Source organism: Paenibacillus sp. GCM10027629, assembly GCF_042676425.1.
In the GTDB taxonomy this organism is placed as follows: Bacteria; Bacillota; Bacilli; order Paenibacillales; family Paenibacillaceae; genus Paenibacillus_K; species Paenibacillus_K terrigena.
Genome location: NZ_JBHTGZ010000009.1, coordinates 2,132,132 through 2,152,456, shown reverse-complemented (window position 1 = coordinate 2,152,456; position 20,325 = coordinate 2,132,132). Strand labels below are relative to the sequence as shown.

Genomic DNA, 20,325 nt, shown 5'->3' with positions numbered 1-20,325 from the left:
TGGAATATTCAGTATATGAATTGGGATTTCTCTCATCTGAAGCCTGGCACGTTATATGATGTCTACGTGAAGGTTAAGGTGAAGCATGCAGCATCCAATCCGTCAGGCGATGCTTTCAAAATAGGTGTTTACGATATCACAGATCAGAATTTTACGATTTCGGAGCAAACGATCACTGCGTCGGAAACGGAGGATAACGTATGGACGGATGTGAAGATCGGCATGTTCAAGCCGAACGCCTCTGTAAACTGGTTAAGCTTTTATGTATCGGGAACCGCCAATCTAACGCAAATATCGGATATTTATGTTGACGCTTTCATATTTATAGAACATGAAACTTATACGATTGAGGACAATCTCTTCTTTAAATTTAACGATGCGGCTGCAGTTGTCGACCCTATGGCGGTCGATAATAGCAATTGTAATAGCAGTAATATCTTTGACCTCGAGTAGTAATTCAGCTTTCGGCAATGGAACATTACCTAAATCAAATACAACTTTTCTGCAAGAAGCCTTATTTACAGAACTTCATCCAAAAATAATGAGCATTCTAACGGAAAAGTATCATACTGATTTTATTTTCGATAAGCCCGAATACTCCCCCTCGCGAAATCGGATGTACGTGAATTCATGATACAAGGAAATGTGACCAACCGTACTAAGGCTGATACTGTTCAGATTACATTTAAGAACGACAGAACAAATGGCTATAAGGTGGTTGGCTTTACTGTTATTCTCTCGAAAAAAAGTAACTGGAACTAAATTCGTTTGTTGAACTAACGGGACACGATAGCTCAATAAAAGGAACAATCACATTGCCAACGACGAATCGTAATATTCTTCTAACTGGCTTTGCAACTTATTGATTTATTAAATAAGGAGTGAGGCACGTGAAATATTCAAAAGCCGAGTTTATTTTTCCGGAAGAATTGCTTCGTATCATTCAAGAATACGTTCAAGGCGAATTGGTTTATATCCCAAAACCCAAAGAGGCACACTTAAAATGGGGCGAGAAAACACTCAGCAAGAGTATGGTCTCTTCAAAACGCCGAGATTAAATCCCTATTCCGCAATGGAGTCAGCATAAGGGAGTTGGCGGATCGGTATTTCTTGTCCTGCGAAAGCATAAAGAAAATTATTTATAAAAGAACTAATGAAATCCGCTATATCGTCATATCGACGGTTTAGCGGATTTTGTGCAAAGATGAATTAATTCAACTTATACATAGCAACCGCACCTCTAAATCGATAGACTCTAGTTGAGGTTTTTGTGATGAAGGACGGCCGGCTCATACGAAGGGGTGTAACGAATGAACGAAATCATAAAGAAGAAGCTGCTGGACAAAAATGAACTGCTGATCAACATGGTGATCGAACGCTCAAGAAGAGATTTTCTAGACGATATCGCAATTATTGGGCTTACTGGTTCGTTTAGCACCGGGGACTTTCACGAGAAGAGCGATCTTGATTTAATTATCATTAATAATACAGAAAGGGGATGGGGAATATCCGATTGCTTCATCTTAGATGACGTTGGATATGACATCTATTGCACGCCATGGGATACAAGAATACACGCGCAATCCACCTTAGAGAGTCCCAACGTATCGAGCCTAACCGAGCTCAAAATTCTCTATTATGCAAAGCCTGAGGATTTGGAGAAATTGACCGACTTAAGGCAAAAAGCTCTTGATGCGCTTGCGGAGCCGATAGGAGAAGCGTGTCTTAATCGAGCAAAAAAATGGATCGATCTGGCTAAGCAAGCATACAGCGATACGATGCTGGGTGAAGATATCGGTTCAGTGCGACATGCATCTGCTGGCGTTCTGTACAATCTGGTCAATGCCTTGGTCAGCATGAATAATACTTGCATCAAACGAGGAATCAAGCGATATTTGGAAGAAATACGCTCGTATCGCTATGTTCCGGATGATCTCCAATCCTTATACATGTCAGTCATCGAAGCTCATACCATTGAAGATATCCGAATTGCATCTTTTAATATGTTGAATAGCGTTACGAGGTTACATAGTAAGATGTGTGATAACTTCATTGTTAAACCTGCTCCGACTTTTGATAATCTGAGGGGAACTTACGAAGAATTGTGGTGCAACTACCGCAATAAAATCTTGAACAGTGTTAAAACGAACGATGCCTCCTATGCCTTTCTTTCGGCCTTTGGAGCACAAGGATATCTTGATGAAATGGCTGCGGAGAAAGGAACCAAGAAATTTGATCTCATGCAGTACTATGATGCAAGTGATTTACCAGTAATTAAAGAGAAGTTCCTTGAAATGATGGATGAATATGTAGTCGAATATGGTAAGGTCGGCAGAGAAGTCGAACGTTTTACAACCTTCGAGCAATTATATGCCCATTATATGAATCATTGATCTTATATCCCAGTTCGTAATAAGTCCGCTTTTCGGCAAGATATGGAGGTTTGATTAGTGGAATCTACACAACAAAATAAAAAAGCATGGAACAACGGTACTTACGAATCTTGGGTTAATAGGTTTGGAACGCCGAAGGAAGCTATTGAGAAAATAAAGCAAGACCCCATAAAGAGAGTCGGAACGGCTTTCAAATTCATGGGTGAAAACATTGAGGGTAGGAGCATAATCAATTTACTTGGCTCAAACGGAAATAAAGCAGTAGCGTTAGCACTTTTAGGAGCAAATGTAACGGTTGTTGATTTCTCTTCTGAAAACGAGCGTTATGCAACAGAATTAGCTAATCATGCAGGTGTTGAATTAAAATACATCGTCTCAGATGTACTGAATTTACCTTCAGATGATTTAACAAATCAATATGACCTTGTATTTATTGAATTTGGCATCCTTCACTATTTCACTGATATATACCCTTTATTTATTTTGGTTCATAGCCTTCTTAATGATGGAGGAATGATGATTTTGCAAGACTTTCACCCTGTATCCACTAAGCTGATAACCTCAAAGGGAACAACAGCAAACATTAGGAAACATAAGGTTACAGGTGACTATTTTGATACATCGCTTATTGAAAAAGATGTATCCCATTCTAAGTATTCAGATTCGGAACATATCGATGAAACTTCTCACAAGGTTTATCTACGTAATTGGACACTTGGCGAAATCGTCACATCCATTGCGAGAGAAGGCTTAACGATTAAAGTGCTGGAGGAACTCCCCAATCTTTCTTCCGAGGTGTTCGACAAAGGGATACCTAAAACATTTACAATAGTAGCGAAAAAATAAGGATAACCCATATGAATAGAAAATAAGTTCTAATAAGAAACCACTCCATTATTGAAGTGCCCCCAATTGTTAGATGGTGTCTAACTTTATGGGGTCACTTCATATCAGGAGTGGCTTTGCTTTATACGTGGATGTATATTTTGTGATCGAATCGATGTTTGTGCTTGGATGCACTACGGTGAACCGTATTACAAATAGTGGTAAAGCGGAGAGTCGAATTAATGGCGAGTTTAAAATAGTAAAAAGGATAATACCGGAGGGCAATAAAGTAAATCCGGTCTTATCTTTGTAACAATCATTCAGCTAACGGACAATTTGCACAACAAAATCATCAATTTTTGCGTATTAGTTTTGTGGAAGAATATGGTAGCGGTAATTTTTTGGGATTTTATGTGCGGAGTATAGAAAAATGGTGCAGTTAGGAAGCTTATCATTTAATTCATTATGGCAGTTGTCGTGATGAGTGGTCTCGTAATTAACGGTAAGGAAGTATCAGCATGCGATTTTAAGCGCACGTTTCAAAATCTTTATATATGAGGAGAATTCACCCAATGAAAAAAATTATTCTTAGCACTGCACTAGCTCTATGCCTCATTGCTGCATCGTCGCCTGCTTATGCGGCAGAGAGTCATCCGATTATCATGGATGGCGTAGCAATTACATCCGATGTACAGCCTGAGATGAAGAACGGTCGGACAATGGTGCCTTTACGCGTGATCAGCGAAAATCTGGGGGCTACCGTTGATTGGTCGGGATCGGAAGTGACGATTACGAGAAATGACATGATAGTAACGTTGCAACTGAACAGCAGCACCGCAGTGAAAGATGGAAAGACACTGCAGTTGGATGCGCAGCCGTACATTCACAATAATCGCACCTTCGTTCCGCTTCGCTTTCTAGCGGAAACATTCGGCTGTACAGTCTATTACAGCAACGGTACGGTTACGGTCGATGCCGCGCCCTTGATGATCAATGGCGTGAAAGTGACAACATTGCAGTATGAATACCACATGATAATAGGCGGCTACAGGCAGCAGTTCAGTGGCAAGCGTTATAACGAAGAGGTTTATGCGCTCTTTGAGTCGAATAAAGGTGCCAAGGTGGATGCTCCGACGAATTATGGGTGGCATGACAATTATGATATTCTTGGGTGGTATACGAAAATCGGGCAATATGATTTTCTAGATACTGCAGGAAAAAGTGCCCAACGATTTGATCCTTATATTTTGAGTGGTCCATCTGGACTCAACGGATTTACGGAAGAACAGTTGGCAGACTATCCGAAAGAGCTACTTTTTGACGCTGTGGAGGGGCAATGGTATAAGTTCAGCGAGACTGCGCTGGAATCCATTGCTAAATTGATGGAGACAGCTGAACAAAACGGTTTGATGAAGAGTACGGAAATGTAAATGGTACTGGGGAAGCGTACAGTTATCGCTCCGGTCATTGAACTAACGGGACACGATAGCTCAATAAAAAAGTTGGCCGTAGATAAGCTACTGGCCAACTTTTTTGTAACCTCTTTAGGTAGTCGTCAAGAGCTTTCCCATACAACCGCACATATAACTTCTTCCTTCTAGGAAAACATTTTTTCATTTCTCCGTTCTCTTTTCTTGGTTTTGCCCCTACTTAATCAAAATTTATGAATACTTACAATTAGTATGGTTATCATATTGTAGGGCATGCAACGATTCCTTTTAAGGGTTATAACAAGAGTAAATCGTTGTATTGTCTTGCTCTCGCTTTCTCGCCAAACAATTCCCCTGTATTTGTTAGGCGACTTGTTTGTACAAAAAACAACAAAAGGAGTTAGATTAATGGGTATTCTAAGTGGAAATCCAAAAGATGAACCAATGCATTTCGGTGAAATCTATAATGTATGGATGGCTTCTGTAGCAGCGCGCGGCGCTGTGTCTTGCTACCAAGCATTCTCTTATCATGCTGGGGACAAAGATCTTAAAAAAATATTGGAAGATCTCATCAATCAAGCAGAGCTGGAAATCAAAGAATGTGATAAATTACTTACTGATAACGGAATTGCGCCTGCACCTGTTTTGCCTGATAGACCACCAGCTAAACTTGAAGATATTCCAGTTGGTGCAAGATTCACTGACCCAGAAATTGCAGCGAAGATAGCGGCTGACTCTTCTTTGGGTATTGTTGCTTGTAGTACAGTAATGGGGCAATCAATTAGAGAAGACATTGGCGCTTTATTTGCCAAATATCATCTCACCAAAACTGCCTTAGGCGGTCGTATTCTACAAATGAACAAAGAAAAAGGTTGGCTTATTCCTCCTCCTTTACAAATCAAAAGACCAGAAGATCAATAGTAACCTTACTAACACCGAACAATAATCCCTAGGGAGTGTTGTTCGGTGCTGCTTTGGGAGTAATAACGAGTTGTAATTCATTTGCTATTGAGCTAACGGGACACGATAGTTCAATCATGATACGACGGCAGCCGGCCAAAATGTCTAAGCCTGCCGCTGTTTCTATATTCGAATCAGTCTATCTTGAGATAACTTCATTTCATCATCTGATAGTGCCACGTTAGCGGCATGGCACGTCGCATATCGGCAAATAGACGGTGAAGACCGAACCTTCACCCATCACGCTTTGCACCTCAATCCAGCTCCGGTGAGCAAGGAGGTTTTGCCGCGCGATCGCGAGTCCAAGACCGGTCCCGCCACTCGGACGAGCCCTGGAATGATCCGCTCTATAAAATCGGTTGAAGATATGGGTCAAATCCTCTTCGGATATGCCAACTCCACTGTCTTCAACTCGGATACGGGCATATGGCTGGAGTTGGTCTGGCAGGTGTACTGTTTCCACAAGGACTCGGATTTGTCCACCAGGATTCGTATAGTAGATGGCATTCGTCAGGATGTTGTACAGCGCTTGAAGAATGCGGGATTTTTCCACCGAAACGAGAATAACCTCCTCTTCGGCGTACATGGACAGCTGTATTTGCTTATCCTCCACCATAAACCGGGTCTTCGTCGTTAAATTCTCTAGCAGCGCAACCAGGTTCTCCGTTCGCGGACGCAGCTCCGTCATGCCGGCTTCAAGCCTGGACAATTCCAGTACATCATGAACCAAACGCGACAACCGCAATACTTCATCGTGAATTGAAGCTTGCTTAGCTGCAGAGAGGGAGACTCCCGTCTCATGAGCCAGCTCCAATTCACCTTGAATGATCATAAGTGGAGTTTTCAATTCATGAGCGACATCGGACATCAGCTGCTTTCGGGTTCGTTCCGCGTCGGCTAGCGAATCGTTCATCTCTCGAAGAGCCCTGGAAATCGCTCCGAATTCATCTTTCCTTTGTTCGGGAAAGACTGCTGCAGCGTCACCTTTTTTGATAATCTCGATCCCTTTAATAATTTTGCGAATAGGGCTTGTCAGTCTCCATGACAATAAAAAGATAGTCAGCAGAGCCGCAATGCAGGTGAAAAGCAGAGAAGCTAGGCCGATATTGGGCAGCATGCCGTACCACATCGTTTTAAACTCATAGATCTTGTACTGCCTATCGTTCATCACGTACAGTCTGCCGATCCTCCGGTCCTCCTCGTTAAGCGCGAGCATGTAGCCGTCGCTGCGAAGTTCGTCCGCGCTTAATTTTCCTTGCTGATACAAGGATTTTCCATCCGTGGACAAAACGATTTCGGCAAAGGAGCCGGAATATTCAAACCTTGCGCTGCCGACATTTTCCCAAGAATCACCGTGATTCCTGTAATAGTGTTCGAACTCCTTCCTCAATGATTCAAAAGTATCTTTTTTCTCAAGATAAGCAAAGTCGCGGGAAATGTAAAACTGAACATGTATGACGGCAAGCAGAAAAAGCATGATAAATACGATTAAAACGCTCATCGACAGGATCAGCTTGGTTCTAATTTTCATGTTCCGCTCCGAAACGGTAGCCGAATCCGTAGACCGTTTGAATGTAGTCGGTGGTCCGACAGTCGCTCTCGATCTTCTTGCGAAGCTTGCTGATATGGGAATCCACTGTCCGTTCGTCGACGATAAACTCTTCCTCGAAAGCGTGCTGCAGAAGCTGCATTCGGCTGTATACCCGCCCAGGCTTTGACGCCAGCAGGTGCAGGAGCTTGAATTCGGTCGGCGTGAGATGCAGCTCCTCAACCCCTTTAAATACCTGCAGACTTTCCTCGTGAATCGCAAGATCGCCTCTTCGCAGTACGCTGCCGTGCCCTTCAGTATCGTTTCTGTTCATACGTCTCAATAATGAGCGGATGCGTGCGGAAAGCTCCCTCAAGCTGAAAGGCTTCGTCAGATAATCGTCCGCTCCCATTTCGAGGCCGACGATTTTGTCGGTTTCCTCGGATTTGGCCGTGACCATGATGATACCGGGAGAACCTATCTGTCTGAGTTGTCGGCACGTGTCAAGTCCGTTCATATGGGGAAGCATCCAGTCTAGGATAACGATATCCGGTTTATGTTTAGTATAAAGCTGCAAGGCAGTTTTGCCGTCCATCGCTGTCAGGACATCGTATCCTTCGGATTGAAGAAACGATTCCATGAGTGATGCGATTTTGATTTCATCCTCTACGATCAGAACCTTGATTCCCATTTCCATGCCCCCAGACCTATCCATTCTTATTTCCACTTTATAGGATATTGGTAGCCCCCACAACCTGTAAATAGTTTCACCACAAGTTCGCAACATTTCGCTGGTAGTATAGCTAACAAAGAAACCGTTAGGGAGGATTTGAATATGATTTACAAATTGTCTATCAAGAAAAAGCAGTTGATCATCGTCATCCATGTACTTTCGGTGGTCTGCTGGCTTGGCGGAGCGATGTGCATGCTGCTGCTCGGCACGTATATGTTGAACGCAGAGAACGGCGAGCAGTTATATTACACCTTAGACAATATGCATTTGATCGATGTCGTCTTTATCCGGTACACGGCGCTTGTTGCGCTGCTCACCGGTATTGTATTGTCCGTCTGGACAAATTGGGGGCTATTCAAGCATTATTGGATCTTGATCAAGCTGATCCTTACCCTATCGTTGATTGGTTTCGGCATCGAGTATATGGGGGACTGGTTATCACATATCGTTCGCATTGCCAAACAGGAGAGATTCGATGCGCTAAGTGACGCAGCCTTTCTGAATTCAAGTTATTCATTAATTGGAGGTGCCATTGCCAATATCGTCTCGTTGATCTTTATGACGGCGATCTCTTATTTCAAACCGTTCGGTAAAATAAACAATAAGGTTCAGAAATCGAAACCGGGGGCGGCAGTCTGACGAATCATCTGATCACGAGGAGTGGAAACCATGTTCGAAACCATAGCCAGCATCATTTTAACGGTCAGTATGACCCTGTTTTGGGGGATCGCGAGCATTGCAGCAGCAGGCCTTCCCTACTCTAAGAGCAACCAAAGCTTGAAAAATAGAATAAACTTCTCGATCTGGACGGGAGGCGCGGCGCTTCTTCTGAGTGCAATGTGGTACGCGACGATCATCGGCCAACTCGTTATGAGTGGCTGTCTGTTTGCGGAGGGCACGATCAAAACGCTCATACCGTTGACATTGGTTCCTCAATTGTATTTGGCGGTAACGATATTACCTCGGTTAAAAAGTTTGCGGGAATCCGGAGGGGAACCGCCGACGCAGGCAGCGCTGCGCACTGTGGCTCATCCTTCCGTACCGCTATCCTTTTATGCGGCAGCGCTTGCCTCCGTCATTTCTGCCTTCAGCACCGTCTTTGCCCAGCCGATCCTACCCAGCCCGTTTGAGATCGCTCAACGATTCATGCTGGTTGCGCTCATTTTGCTTGTGCCTGCGATTTTTGCAAGAAGAAGGTACCTTAAGGTTATACGGGGAGAGCAGCTTCAGTGCGGGTTTGTCGTTAGGCTGCTAAACCTCGCTGTTGCGGGTATTCTCACAGCCGTGGTAGCCATCGCCATCCTCGTATCAAATGTGCTGGTAGGAGTCAATGCCTCCAAACTGCCGGAAGCATCTGACATGATGAATCATGAAAGGATTGACGAAGGGGGCGGCTCGGCTACCCAGATATCCGGATACTCCGATCATCATAATCATCAACAGCATTATGTGAATAATCAAACCGGTACAGTTGAAGTGGCCGCTCTGACAGGAAATATTTCGGATCCTGCCGATGTGAAATTTGAGCTGGTGGCACAGCGGAAGAAGATAACGCTTGCTTCCGGAGCCGTCATCGATGCCTGGACATTTAACGGAGAAATCGCTCCCGAGCTCAGGGTGAAGCATGGCGATATGGTCGAAGTGAAGCTGATCAATAAAGATATCGATAGTGGGGCTACCATTCATTGGCATGGCTATAACGTGCCGAATGCGATGGATGGCGTTCCGGGGATGACCCAAAATGTCGTGAAACCGGGACAGTCGTTCACTTACAAATTTCGGGCCGATCAGGAAGGGACTTACTGGTTCCACTCTCATCAGCAAGCCGCCGAGCAAGTGGTGAAAGGGCTTTTCGGTACGCTGATCGTTGAACCTAAACAGGACGCCGAAACCTTTGATGAACAGTTTACCGTTATCAACCATCGTTGGATGACCGACCAAGGATATAAACATGCAATCGGAAAACATGACGTATTGCAGTGGAAGCAGGTGAAACCGGGAAAGAGAGTGAAGCTGAGAATCATTAATACGCATAACCAATCACAAAAATACCTTCTGCAAGGGACAGAATTCCGGATCGCAAGCATTGACGGGATACGGATTCAAGACCCGCAGCCATTGTCCGATCAAACGGCGTATCGGCTTGGTTCGGGCGGAAGATATGACGTGGTCTTCACGATGCCGGATCACCCGGTCTTCTTTAAACTTGGCGATTACAAAAACGTAAGCAATCCGGGTATCACTTTTTACACCGAGACCCCTCCGGAGAAACCGATCTTCAAAGCGGAATCGGCTTTGTTTGACCCGTCCGATTACGGTAAGCCCGTCGCAAACGACGTAACTGCAGCTACGTTAAAATTCGATCGGGAGTTCCAAATGATTCTCGGAAACGAGATGGGCTTTTATAACGGCAAGTTTCATTTTCTATGGACGATCAATGGAGAGGTTTACCCCCGGGTGCCGACTCTCGTCGTCAAAGAAGGTGATAAAGTCAAAACGACGTTTGTGAATAAAAGTTTGACTGAGCATCCGATGCACCTGCACGGGCATCATATGACGGTTTTGAAGAAAAACGGCGTGAAGGTAAAGACCCCATGGCTTACCGATACGTTAAGTGTACTTCCCGGCGAATCGTATGAGGTCGCATTTATCGCGAACAATCCGGGTATGTGGATGGACCACTGCCATAACCTCGATCATGCTGCAACCGGCATGATTTTGCATCTCATGTACGACAATGTGCGTTCTTCATATGAAGTAGGGACGAGGTCTGGAAACTTGCCTGATTAGAAAACAGGATACGAGAAACAACTACATGACGAGGATACTGTGTAAACGATCGGTAGCCTCGTTACGCTAACTAGAAAGATAGTTTAACAAATGGACAAATGGTGGTATTTCCATTTCACGGATAAAGAGTATTCTGCTCCGGGTTAGATCTAATCGTCGGGTCCATTCGGGCGCGGTTGAATGGTCCTAGCTCCGTCGAAGATCGAGGCTTTTGTAAACTGAATTAATTGGTGTAAATAGGATATCCCACACATCTGGAATTCGATGATCTTATCTAGATAAGTCCTGACATTCTCAGCCACATGCATGACCCCCTGCAGATCCGTATGTTCGGCCGCGGCGATGGATTGCTTAAAATTCACGGTATCTTCTGAATACACGGAGCTTTGTAGCACTTGAATCAACCTGATTTTTAGCAAATGAGATCCACTGTATCGACGATATCGGTTGTCAGGATCCCGATCCGCCGTTACATATCCTGCTTGCTCCCAGTAGCGGATCGCCGATTTGGGAACCTGCGTCAGTTCGGATGCTTCGTTGATGGTGAACGGCTCCTCGGCATACGGAGATTTATTTTCGTTAGCGTATATCCGAATATCCTGGATTAACCTCTCTAATTTCTCTTTTTCCTCGTACAAAGCGACTTCTTTTTCCCTGATGATCCACATTGCATCTTGCGGTTTGTCCTGATGGAGACAACGAAGCACGTCGGCCGTCACTTCCATTCCGAATGCCGGGGCCATGGCTTGGATACACGACAGATAGGCTGCGTGCTGGTCCGTATAAATACGGTAGCCATTTGATGATCGTTCAGCTGGAGGTATTAGGCCTTTAGCCTCGTAAGTCCTTATAGTACTGGCGCTAATCATGAATTTCGCCGCCATTTTTTTTGGGCGCATCGTCAACTCTCCATCTCTCTCCTCATTACAATAGATCAAGATTAAACATGCTTATAAGGTTTTCTATAAAAATAGTTGGTATTCCTTCTCTTATTTTTGCTTAACCTTCGAATTTGCTTCCAAGTTGTACAATGGAATTGAAATGAAGAGAAGGAGGCGTTTGCTTGTGAAGAAAGGATTCCCGATTTTCCGGCAAGACATGGTGATCGAAGAAATAAGTGAGGTGGCCAACAGTTATATCGAGTCCGAGTGGAGGTCGATGTACGAATCCATGCATGAACAATTGACGGCTGCTTTTATTGAAATCGAAGATGCGGCCTATGGTCTTTATTTGGATCAGCTTATGCCGTTCATATTCGAACAGCTGGAAGATGCCGGTTTCAGCGCTATGGAGAAGCTCGAAGAGAATGATTTCGTTATCGCCAAGCGCTTGATTTTCCGAAACTCCCTTGAAAAATGGGGTACGGAAGACAACAGATCGAGAATATTTTGGAACGTAATCCATGACAAGAAAGGCAACCCGATCGGCACCATACTCACGGAAATTCCCCACTCCCATCTGAAATTCGACATACCTTCGGCACCGGTCATTTACTCGCTGCGGGAGAGTCTCAAGGGGCGGATAGTGCAAGGAATCAGGCGAATTAAGGAATCCTGCTGAGTTCATTAGAATAGAGATGTAGAGATGTATATCTCGGAAGGATGGATTTGTTAAGCTAACGGGATACTATAGCTTAATAAATAACTAAAACACGGCTGCCGGCATAGATCGGCAGCCGCGTTGCGTTAACGGACAGGATAGTTGAAAATATAAAATCAGTGTTAGAAATAACGCTATTGACAATTCAGCTACTGCGTGTTACTTTATAGTAGTAGTAAGTAATACTGCATACCAGTCGTACAGAATAGTAAAGGGTGATTGTGTTGGAAAACTTAACGGAAATGCTCAAAGGCGTGCTTGAGGGCTGTGTCCTAGAAATAATAAGCCGCGAAGAAACCTATGGCTATGAAATCACGCGGACACTGAACGCCCTTGGCTTCGCAGATGTTGTGGAGGGAACGGTGTACACCATCCTCATCCGGCTTGAAAAAAACAAGTTGGTGGAGATCACCAAGAAGCCCTCCGAAATGGGACCGCCGCGAAAGTTTTTCGCGATCAATGACGCGGGGCGCGAGGAACTGCAGAGGTTCTGGGAAAAATGGGGGTTCGTATCATCAAAAATTAACGAGTTAAAGGAGAAAAAACAATGAATTTTTGGGAAAAAATCACTGGCAGTGACATGACTAAAGAATTCAAATCTTTTGAATCGCGAGTCAAAAAGCTACCGCCTGATTATCAAGCGGCATGGAAAAAAATTAATGCCAATCTTTGGCCGCACTCAGATTTCACCGGTCGCAACCTCATGCCAATTTTTGACGGTGTGCTTGGCCTGCTTGAAGAAGCGGCGGCGGACGGTCAGAGTGTCCAAGAGGTATTGGGTGACGATATCAAAGGCTTCTGTTCGGCGCTGGCCGGCGAAGAAGGGGCAAAGTCTTATCGCGACAAGTGGCGCGAGCAACTCAACAATAATATCGCTAAAAAACTAGGTAAATAGGAGGAGGATAAAATGAGAATTCGAGATATCATCGAAGGCAAAAAAGAGTGGCGAGCGCACGTGGCGCGAGTCAAAGCGCTCCCGCGAGATTATCAGATTGTTTATAAAGAGATTCAAAAATATCTCTTTAAGGTTGGCCCTGTTGAACTAACCGAAGGTACGGATTTGCTATCGGGGATTGTCGATCTTTTTGAAGAGGGCGCGGCCTTGGGGAAAGGCGTGCTCGATGTGACGGGTAGTGACGTTGCAGCTTTCTGCGACGATCTAATCAAAGATTCCAAAACTTACGCTGACATCTATCAAGAATCTGTTAACCAAGAAGTTAGCAAGGCCATGAAAAAGGTTACGGATAAAAAAAAGTAAAAGGGGGATCGCGGGATGAAAAAAGCAATTGAAGTGAAAGGTCTGCGAAAGTCTTTCAAGAACACAGAAGTCCTAAAGGGCGTCGATTTTGAAGTGAAGCAGGGTGAGATCTTCGCCCTGCTTGGCTCCAACGGCGCGGGCAAGACGACGATTGTTAGAATCCTTACCACGCTGCTCAAACAGGACGGAGGCACCGCCGCTGTAAACGGCTTTGACGTCGCTTCAAAGCCGGACCATGTGCGGCAGTCGATTAGTTTGACCGGGCAATTTGCAGCGGTTGACGAGATATTGACCGGGCGGGAAAATCTGATCATGATTGCCAAGCTGCGGCATCTGGATCATCCGCGTCAAGTTGCGGACGATTTGCTGAAACGTTTCGGCTTAACTGACGCGGCCGACCGTAAGCCATCTACTTATTCAGGTGGTATGCGCCGTAGGCTCGACATCGCCTTGAGCCTTGTGGGCAAACCGCAGATCATTTTCCTCGACGAGCCAACCACCGGGCTTGATCCCGAGGCACGTATCGAGGTTTGGAAGATTGTAAAGGAGCTTGCCAACGGCGGCACGACAGTATTCTTGACCACGCAGTATTTAGAGGAAGCCGAGCAGCTTGCCGACCAAATTGCCATTCTGCACGAGGGCAGGATTATCATCAGCGGTACGCTCGCGGAACTGAAAAAGCTGTTTCCATCCGCAAAGGTGGAGTATGTTGAAAAACAGCCGACATTGGAGGAAATATTCCTCGCAATCATCGGTAAAAAGGAGGCCATGTAAATGGAGACGGCAAAAAACCATTTTTTCAGCGACATGAGCGTGATGCTCGGACGTTCCATGCGCCATATTTTCCGCAGTATGGACACCATCTTCACGGTCTGCATCACTCCAATTGCAATGATGCTGCTGTTCGTCTATGTGTTCGGCGGTGCAATCCAAACCGGTACAGATAACTATGTGAACTACCTGTTGCCTGGTATACTGCTTATGGCTATTGCCAGCGGTGTGGCATACGTGGCTTACCGCCTGTTCTTGGATAAGCAGCGGGGCATCATTGAGCGTTTTCACTCCATGCCGATTGCGCGTTCCACCGTGCTGTGGGGGCACGTGCTGACCTCGGTGGTATCCAACGTCATTTCTGTTGTCGTCATCATACTCGTAGCGCTCATTATGGGCTTTCGCTCGCCTGCAGGGGTACTGTCTTGGCTTGCCGTAGCCGGTATACTTGTACTGTTTACGCTGGCTTTGACTTGGATCGCGGCCATTGCCGGACTGTCCGCAAAAACGGTGGAGGGAGCAAGCGCCTTCTCCTATCCTTTAATCTTCCTGCCGTTTATCAGCTCGGCTTTTGTACCGACCGAGTCGATGCCGAGAGCCGTTCGCGCTTTTGCCGAGAACCAGCCGGTGACGTCTATCGTAGAGGCAATCCGTGCACTATTGTCAAATCAACCGGTAGGCAATGATATCTGGATCGCTTTAGCGTGGTGCTTAGGGATAATGATCGTCGCATATCTATTTGCGATGCGCGCATACAAGCGGAATGCAGCTTAATGTTTGTATGCATTATAATGAAAGTGTTCAATAAAAGTAAGGAGCATTAAAGATAATTAGGGAGCAGACTGCCACGGGTGGCCTGTTCTCTTTTTTATTGAAGTAGGTGTCGAATCGTGGATGCCGTTAAGCTACAGGAGTCCTTTTTAATCCCGTCGTGTAGCAATTTTCCTGAATTGATCTATTTTCGCAATAATGTGCCCCCCCTTTAGTAAATAGTTATCACTCCCTTTCCATGTATGAGTTTTTTTATTTTTTCTTCTAATTTGCACATAATTATACGGATTAGACGCATATATTCTATACCCTTTAGCCCGACATCTACTTAGAAATGAGACGTCTTCTCCTAATGACACATGGGGAAATCGTACGTGGTCAAAAACACTTCTTTTAAATAAGATGGTCCCTCCCGCAATGAAACGAACGAACTTATTCTGTTGCTTGGGAAAGCGAAGGATGAGCATCTTTCTTGCTTCAAGATACGCTAAATATGCCCTTTTTCCCACAACATCAGCGTTTGATCGGTGTAAAGCCTTCATTTGTCCGGCTAAATAAAAAGGTGAATAGAAATCGTCATCATCAAACTTTGAGATAAACGGGTATTTCGTTTTACTTACAGCATAATTAAGGCAACTACCTAAAGATTCTTTTTCAGGAATCTTATACACGGAGACATTTTTATATTTCTGAGTAATTTTTCGGTATTTAGCTAAGTTCATGCTATCTTTATTCAAGATAATAATTAATTCTTTTACCGGGTGAAGCTGATTCTTGTAATTTTTAAGAATATTATTAAAGAAATGTGGGCGGTTAGTGCTTGTTATAATAGATATCCCTTGTAACCAATTTGAAGCCTCGAGCAACTCCCTCACCTCCAAGTCAATCAATTACGTTATATGTTCAACTGAACAACAATTCCTGTTTGTTTGTTCCTGTATATAAAAAGTATTCTAACGAACGCGACGGAACTTTTCCTACAAAATGAGACAAATGTCCGGCGCCCGACCATTGAGCTTGAGTAGAAAAAATAAATTCTATTAACTTTGTTCATTCGATAGACAAAGTGTTCTCATGAAAGTATAATGTTACCGAAATCATGAAAATGAAAGTGTCATGCACTTAGAAAGATAAAAAGGAGATTACTATGAGCACAAGAAAAGACTTACAACATTACCCTTATATGAATGCAAGCTTGTCTATTGAAGAAAGAGTTGCGGACCTTATATCGAGAATGTCACTTGAAGAAAAGGTAAGACAGCTTGATATTTATTCGGGAAATGAAATTTCCGATTCCGTAGAAGGCTTAAATGCAGATGCGCTTAACTACGAAAAAATGGAGAAGGTATCTGCCGGTATTGGAATCGGATGCATCCAAAACCGAAATTCCAAAGCAGAGACAGCCAATAAAATTCAGGAGTATATCATTCAAAATACTAGATGGGGGATTCCAGTACTCTTCAGCGAAGAGGGACTTCACGGTTTTGGATGGACAGGCTGTACAGTGCTCCCTCAGCAGGTTGCACTCGCATCAACATTTGAGCCTGAACTCGGATATAAACAAGCGAGAGTCATCGCTTCTGAGGCGCGCAGCTTTGGTATCCATGAGGTTTGGGCACCGGTTCTCGACCTTGCCAGGGAAATCCGATGGGGACGAGTGGAAGAAGGATACGGAGAGGATCCTTATCTGGGGTCTCTGTTCGCGGAGAACATGGTAAGAGGGCTTCAAACGGATGACCTCACAAGACCCGATGCCGTGGTGTCGGAACCAAAACACTTTACAGGATACGGTGCACCTAGGGGAGGACACAATTGTGCTCCGGCAATGATGGGGCATCATGATAATGCAGCTTTCTGTCTGCCTGTATTTGAGGCTGCTTTCCAAGCGGGTGCCATGAATACGATGTGTTCCTATAACTCCATTGACGGCACTCCTGTGGCTAGTGACCATTCGCTGCTTACCGGTGTACTCCGCGACCAGTGGGGCATGAAGGGCTTCGTAAGAGCGGACATGACTGCTGTCTCCATGCTGCATACTTGTCACTATGTTGCCGAGAGCAAACGGGAAGCGATCAAGATGGGCCTTGAAGCCGGTGTTGATATGCAGCTTTACGACTTTCCGCATGATATCTACCAGGACAGCATCATTGACCTTGTAAAATCAGGTGAGGTGGACGAGAAGGTTGTAGACACAGCCGCAGGACGTGTCCTTACCGTTAAATTTGCAGTAGGGCTCTTTGAAAATTCATATACGGATATCGAACTTTCTTCGAAAGTTGTCCACTGTGAGGAGCACGTGCAGACGGCACTCGAAGTTGCGAGAAAGTCGATCACTCTGTTGAAAAACAGCAAAAATACGCTTCCCCTCAAAAAAGACATCGGCAAGATTGCAGTGATCGGACCAAGCGCGGATGTTCCTCGTTACGGAGATTACAGCAGCCCTGTTGTGCCTGAGCATGCTGTTACGCTTTTGCAGGGTATCAAAAACATCGTTTCGGACAAGACTGAAGTGATTTATGCCAAAGGCTGTGAGATTCTGGAGTCCGACCTTATGCCGATTCCGGACAGATGGCTTAAGGACAAAGCCGGCAATGACGGTCTTTTGGGTGAGTATTACAACTCTCTTTCGTTCGAGGGAGAACCTGCTTGCGTGCGGAATGACCGGCTGATCAACTTCAACTGGATTTACACAAAACCTGCTGACGGCGTAAACGCGGATAACTTCACCGTTCGCTGGACAGGCAAAATTAAACCGGACGCTACCGTGAATGGTTACATTGGCCTCAGCAGCATGGACAGCATGCGTCTTTGGGTAGATGGCAAGTTGATTGTTGACGGTTGGGGAGAGCATGACGCCAATCAAATGGTGGCGTTCCAATTCGTCCAAGGCGAGGAGTACGACGTTAAGGTTGAGTATCTCAACGATTCACGTGGCGTAAGGGTCATCCTCGGTTACAGCCTTGGCAACAACGATATGGACGCAGCGGTGAGAGCGGCGCAAGAGGCGGATGTTGCCATCGTTGCGGTGGGTGACAATGAGCAGACGAGTGGTGAAAACCTGGACCGAGCGGACCTGAATCTTCCGGGAAGACAACTTGAACTCGTGAAGAAAATTTATGAAACCGGAACGCCTGTTGTTCTTGTCCTCCAAAATGGACGTCCGATGTCGATCACATGGGAGGCAGAGCATCTGCATGCGATTGTAGAGGCATGGTTTGTCGGCGAGCAGGGCGGAAATGCCATGGCAGAGGTGATATTTGGAGATGTCAATCCTGCAGGCCGCATTCCGATGTCTTTCCCGAGATCAGTAGGCCAGCTGCCTGTATTCTATAATCGCAGACCGTTCTACGGACATAAATATGTTGAAATGGACTGGCTTCCGTTGTACCCATTCGGGTATGGCCTGAGTTACACGACATTTGCGTATTCAGATATTGATATTTCCGCACAGGAGATTGCTCCGGATGGGGAAGTAAACGTATCGTTTAGCGTAACCAATACGGGAACTGTCGCAGGGGAGGAAGTTGTCCAGCTCTATATCCGAGATGAATTCAGCAGCACGGTCAGACCGTGCAAGGAGCTCGCGGGCTTTAAGCGAATTCATCTTGAACCAGGCGAAACCAAGCGCATCACGCTGACGCTGGGTTATCGACAACTCCGGACACTGACCAGAAACTATGAATGGGTTGTGGAACCGGGTAAATTCGAGGTGATGGTCGGACCTAACTCGGACGAAGCTCCGTTGACAGGAGCGTTTTACGTTCGGAAATAAATTTGTAAGAGTTATTACTGAGTAGCCAAACTTTAATATTTCTAAGGTTTATGATATCTTTATATTTATAGGCTATTAAGCTTAGGAACGGCATATTAATTAAATTTGAGGTATTTTTAAGAGGTATGATGAATTATGGATAATCTAGAATTAGGTAAAACAATCGCAAAAATTCGCAAAAGCAAGAATTATACGATTAAACAGTTATCAGAATTAACGAATGTAACTTCATCCATGTTAAGCCAAATTGAAAGGGGACTTTCCAGTCCGTCACTGAACACGCTGCGTGTAATTGCCGATGCGTTAGAAATTCCTTTATTTAGTTTGTTTACCGAATTTGTGCCAACCAAAAATTTAATTACTCGAGCAAATTCCCGAAAAAAAGTCATTATTCCATCATCGAACAATTGGGAATATTCATTATTGTCTCCGGATTTAAGCGGCTCAATTGAGATGGTTCTCATGAAATTACCGCCTGAATCCCAGTCTGCCGAAAAACCTATGAGACATATTGGTGAAGAGGTCGCTTATGTATTGGCGGGTGAGGTCGTATTATTTATTGGGGACGATGTGGAGACTTTATATCATGGGGACAGTGTAAAAATACCACCTGGAATGCAACATAAGTGGGAAAATAAATCGGATCAAGACGCAACCGTTATTTTTGCTATTACGCCTCCGACATTTTAGAAAACTGAATATGAGAAAACCTCTATCGAGGCCTTTCGAAGATGAGCGACCGCGTTTAAAGGTCGGTTTTATCGCCAAATAGAATTTTCTAGTTTCGAGACGTCGAAACTTTTATAAATTCTATTGTGGACATAGACCGTTTCTGTATTTGCAAGTGTATTTTACACTGGTAAATACGGAAGCGGTTTTTTTTACCAAAAAAATCGATAAATATTACGCTTGAATTAATAAACGTGAAGTGCTAATATTCATCTATAGTTAATTTATTAAATCTGATTTAACTTTTAGGCTTCCGATGAGAAATATCGTTAACAATGGAGGTGCCCATATATTAATACACTGCAATTAGAACTGCAATTAGATATTAATGGGAATGTTACCTCAAAACAAGGAGATGGAATTTTTTATGAAACAAACAATTATGACTGATAAAGCTCCCGCTGCAATTGGACCTTATTCGCAAGCAATTGTAAGCGCTTCACGTTTGTATGCATCTGGTCAACTTGGAATTGATTCCCAGACAGGTGAAATGAATAATGATTTTGCAATACAGGCAAAACAAGTGATGGAGAACATCGCCGCAATTTTGAACGAAGCAGGATATGATTTCGATGACATTGTAAAAACGACTATTTTTGTGACCGATCTTGCCAACTTCACTTGTCTGAATGAAATCTACGGCTCTTATTTCAAGTCAACCAAACCCGCACGTTCCTGCTTCCAGGTTGCAGGTCTTCCTATGGGAGCCAAAGTTGAAATCGAATTCATCGCAGAAAAATAAAATTAAAATCACCTAATGGATTTA

21 protein-coding genes are annotated in these 20,325 nt (G+C 44.5%); 17 read left to right on the top strand and 4 right to left on the bottom strand.

What is annotated here, in order from left to right; translation table 11 throughout:
* From ACFQZR_RS19470 to ACFQZR_RS19445, 6 genes are all read left to right on the top strand, one after another.
* Positions 1–453: hypothetical protein (locus ACFQZR_RS19470; protein ID WP_379348776.1), on the top strand; the 453-nt coding region annotated here is incomplete at its 5' end.
* Between the two features lie 437 nt (positions 454–890).
* Positions 891–1,058 (top strand): hypothetical protein, encoded by a 168-nt coding sequence (locus ACFQZR_RS19465; RefSeq protein ID WP_379348774.1) that lies wholly within the window; start codon positions 891–893, stop codon positions 1,056–1,058.
* 252 nt (positions 1,059–1,310) lie between these two features.
* A complete protein-coding gene (locus ACFQZR_RS19460; protein WP_379348772.1) occupies positions 1,311–2,393 on the top strand; it encodes a nucleotidyltransferase domain-containing protein in 1,083 nt (360 codons plus the stop codon).
* A 57-nt stretch (positions 2,394–2,450) separates the two neighbouring features.
* Positions 2,451–3,239, top strand: a complete 789-nt coding sequence (locus ACFQZR_RS19455; protein WP_379348770.1) for a class I SAM-dependent methyltransferase — start codon at positions 2,451–2,453, stop codon at positions 3,237–3,239.
* A gap of 551 nt (positions 3,240–3,790) precedes the next feature.
* Positions 3,791–4,648 (top strand): copper amine oxidase N-terminal domain-containing protein, encoded by an 858-nt coding sequence (locus tag ACFQZR_RS19450; RefSeq protein ID WP_379348768.1) that lies wholly within the window; start codon positions 3,791–3,793, stop codon positions 4,646–4,648.
* 408 nt (positions 4,649–5,056) lie between these two features.
* A complete protein-coding gene (locus ACFQZR_RS19445) occupies positions 5,057–5,569 on the top strand; it encodes a DUF3231 family protein (protein ID WP_379348766.1) in 513 nt (170 codons plus the stop codon).
* Between the two features lie 220 nt (positions 5,570–5,789).
* On the opposite strand, the gene ACFQZR_RS19440 is transcribed toward ACFQZR_RS19445, so the two are convergent.
* Together ACFQZR_RS19440 and ACFQZR_RS19435 are read right to left on the bottom strand one after the other, a co-directional pair.
* Complete coding sequence (locus ACFQZR_RS19440) at positions 5,790–7,139, bottom strand: sensor histidine kinase (RefSeq protein WP_379348764.1); 1,350 nt, start codon at positions 7,137–7,139, stop codon at positions 5,790–5,792.
* Complete coding sequence (locus ACFQZR_RS19435; RefSeq protein WP_379348762.1) at positions 7,129–7,827, bottom strand: response regulator; 699 nt, start codon at positions 7,825–7,827, stop codon at positions 7,129–7,131. Before ACFQZR_RS19435 ends, ACFQZR_RS19440 begins: the two co-directional genes overlap by 11 nt.
* Positions 7,828–7,971: 144 nt before the next feature.
* Here ACFQZR_RS19435 and ACFQZR_RS19430 point away from each other — a divergent pair, with 144 nt between their 5' ends.
* Positions 7,972–8,508, top strand: a complete 537-nt coding sequence (locus ACFQZR_RS19430; RefSeq protein ID WP_379348760.1) for a hypothetical protein — start codon at positions 7,972–7,974, stop codon at positions 8,506–8,508.
* 30 nt (positions 8,509–8,538) lie between these two features.
* Positions 8,539–10,659: a multicopper oxidase family protein gene (locus tag ACFQZR_RS19425; RefSeq protein WP_379348758.1), complete on the top strand. Its 2,121-nt coding sequence runs from the start codon at positions 8,539–8,541 to the stop codon at positions 10,657–10,659.
* A gap of 149 nt (positions 10,660–10,808) precedes the next feature.
* Here ACFQZR_RS19425 and ACFQZR_RS19420 read toward each other — a convergent pair whose 3' ends face one another.
* Complete coding sequence (locus ACFQZR_RS19420; RefSeq protein ID WP_379348756.1) at positions 10,809–11,558, bottom strand: MerR family DNA-binding transcriptional regulator; 750 nt, start codon at positions 11,556–11,558, stop codon at positions 10,809–10,811.
* 166 nt (positions 11,559–11,724) lie between these two features.
* On the opposite strand from ACFQZR_RS19420, the gene ACFQZR_RS19415 reads away from it, so the two are divergent.
* From ACFQZR_RS19415 to ACFQZR_RS19390, 6 genes are all read left to right on the top strand, one after another.
* On the top strand, positions 11,725–12,219 hold the full coding sequence (locus tag ACFQZR_RS19415; protein ID WP_379348754.1) for a DUF6022 family protein: 495 nt from the start codon (positions 11,725–11,727) through the stop codon (positions 12,217–12,219).
* Between the two features lie 281 nt (positions 12,220–12,500).
* The gene (locus ACFQZR_RS19410; RefSeq protein ID WP_379348940.1) at positions 12,501–12,809 is read left to right on the top strand and encodes a PadR family transcriptional regulator; all 309 of its coding nucleotides are present in this window, start codon (positions 12,501–12,503) and stop codon (positions 12,807–12,809) included.
* A complete protein-coding gene (locus ACFQZR_RS19405; protein WP_379348752.1) occupies positions 12,806–13,153 on the top strand; it encodes a DUF1048 domain-containing protein in 348 nt (115 codons plus the stop codon). Before ACFQZR_RS19410 ends, ACFQZR_RS19405 begins: the two co-directional genes overlap by 4 nt.
* A 12-nt stretch (positions 13,154–13,165) precedes the next feature.
* Positions 13,166–13,516 (top strand): DUF1048 domain-containing protein, encoded by a 351-nt coding sequence (locus ACFQZR_RS19400; protein ID WP_152394222.1) that lies wholly within the window; start codon positions 13,166–13,168, stop codon positions 13,514–13,516.
* 15 nt (positions 13,517–13,531) lie between these two features.
* Positions 13,532–14,290: an ABC transporter ATP-binding protein gene (locus ACFQZR_RS19395; RefSeq protein ID WP_379348749.1), complete on the top strand. Its 759-nt coding sequence runs from the start codon at positions 13,532–13,534 to the stop codon at positions 14,288–14,290.
* On the top strand, positions 14,291–15,061 hold the full coding sequence (locus ACFQZR_RS19390; protein WP_379348747.1) for an ABC transporter permease: 771 nt from the start codon (positions 14,291–14,293) through the stop codon (positions 15,059–15,061).
* A gap of 146 nt (positions 15,062–15,207) precedes the next feature.
* Here ACFQZR_RS19390 and ACFQZR_RS19385 read toward each other — a convergent pair whose 3' ends face one another.
* On the bottom strand, positions 15,208–15,948 hold the full coding sequence (locus tag ACFQZR_RS19385; RefSeq protein ID WP_379348745.1) for a glycosyltransferase family 2 protein: 741 nt from the start codon (positions 15,946–15,948) through the stop codon (positions 15,208–15,210).
* A 257-nt stretch (positions 15,949–16,205) separates the two neighbouring features.
* Between ACFQZR_RS19385 and ACFQZR_RS19380 the strand changes: the two genes are divergently transcribed.
* The 3 genes from ACFQZR_RS19380 (at position 16,206) to ACFQZR_RS19370 (ending at position 20,301) form a co-directional block, all read left to right on the top strand.
* Entirely contained in the window at positions 16,206–18,830 is a 2,625-nt protein-coding gene (locus tag ACFQZR_RS19380) for a glycoside hydrolase family 3 protein (RefSeq protein ID WP_379348743.1), read from the top strand.
* A gap of 135 nt (positions 18,831–18,965) precedes the next feature.
* Positions 18,966–19,520 (top strand): cupin domain-containing protein, encoded by a 555-nt coding sequence (locus tag ACFQZR_RS19375; RefSeq protein WP_379348741.1) that lies wholly within the window; start codon positions 18,966–18,968, stop codon positions 19,518–19,520.
* 406 nt (positions 19,521–19,926) lie between these two features.
* Positions 19,927–20,301, top strand: a complete 375-nt coding sequence (locus ACFQZR_RS19370) for a RidA family protein (RefSeq protein WP_379348739.1) — start codon at positions 19,927–19,929, stop codon at positions 20,299–20,301.
* The last annotated feature ends 24 nt before the right edge of the window (positions 20,302–20,325 follow it).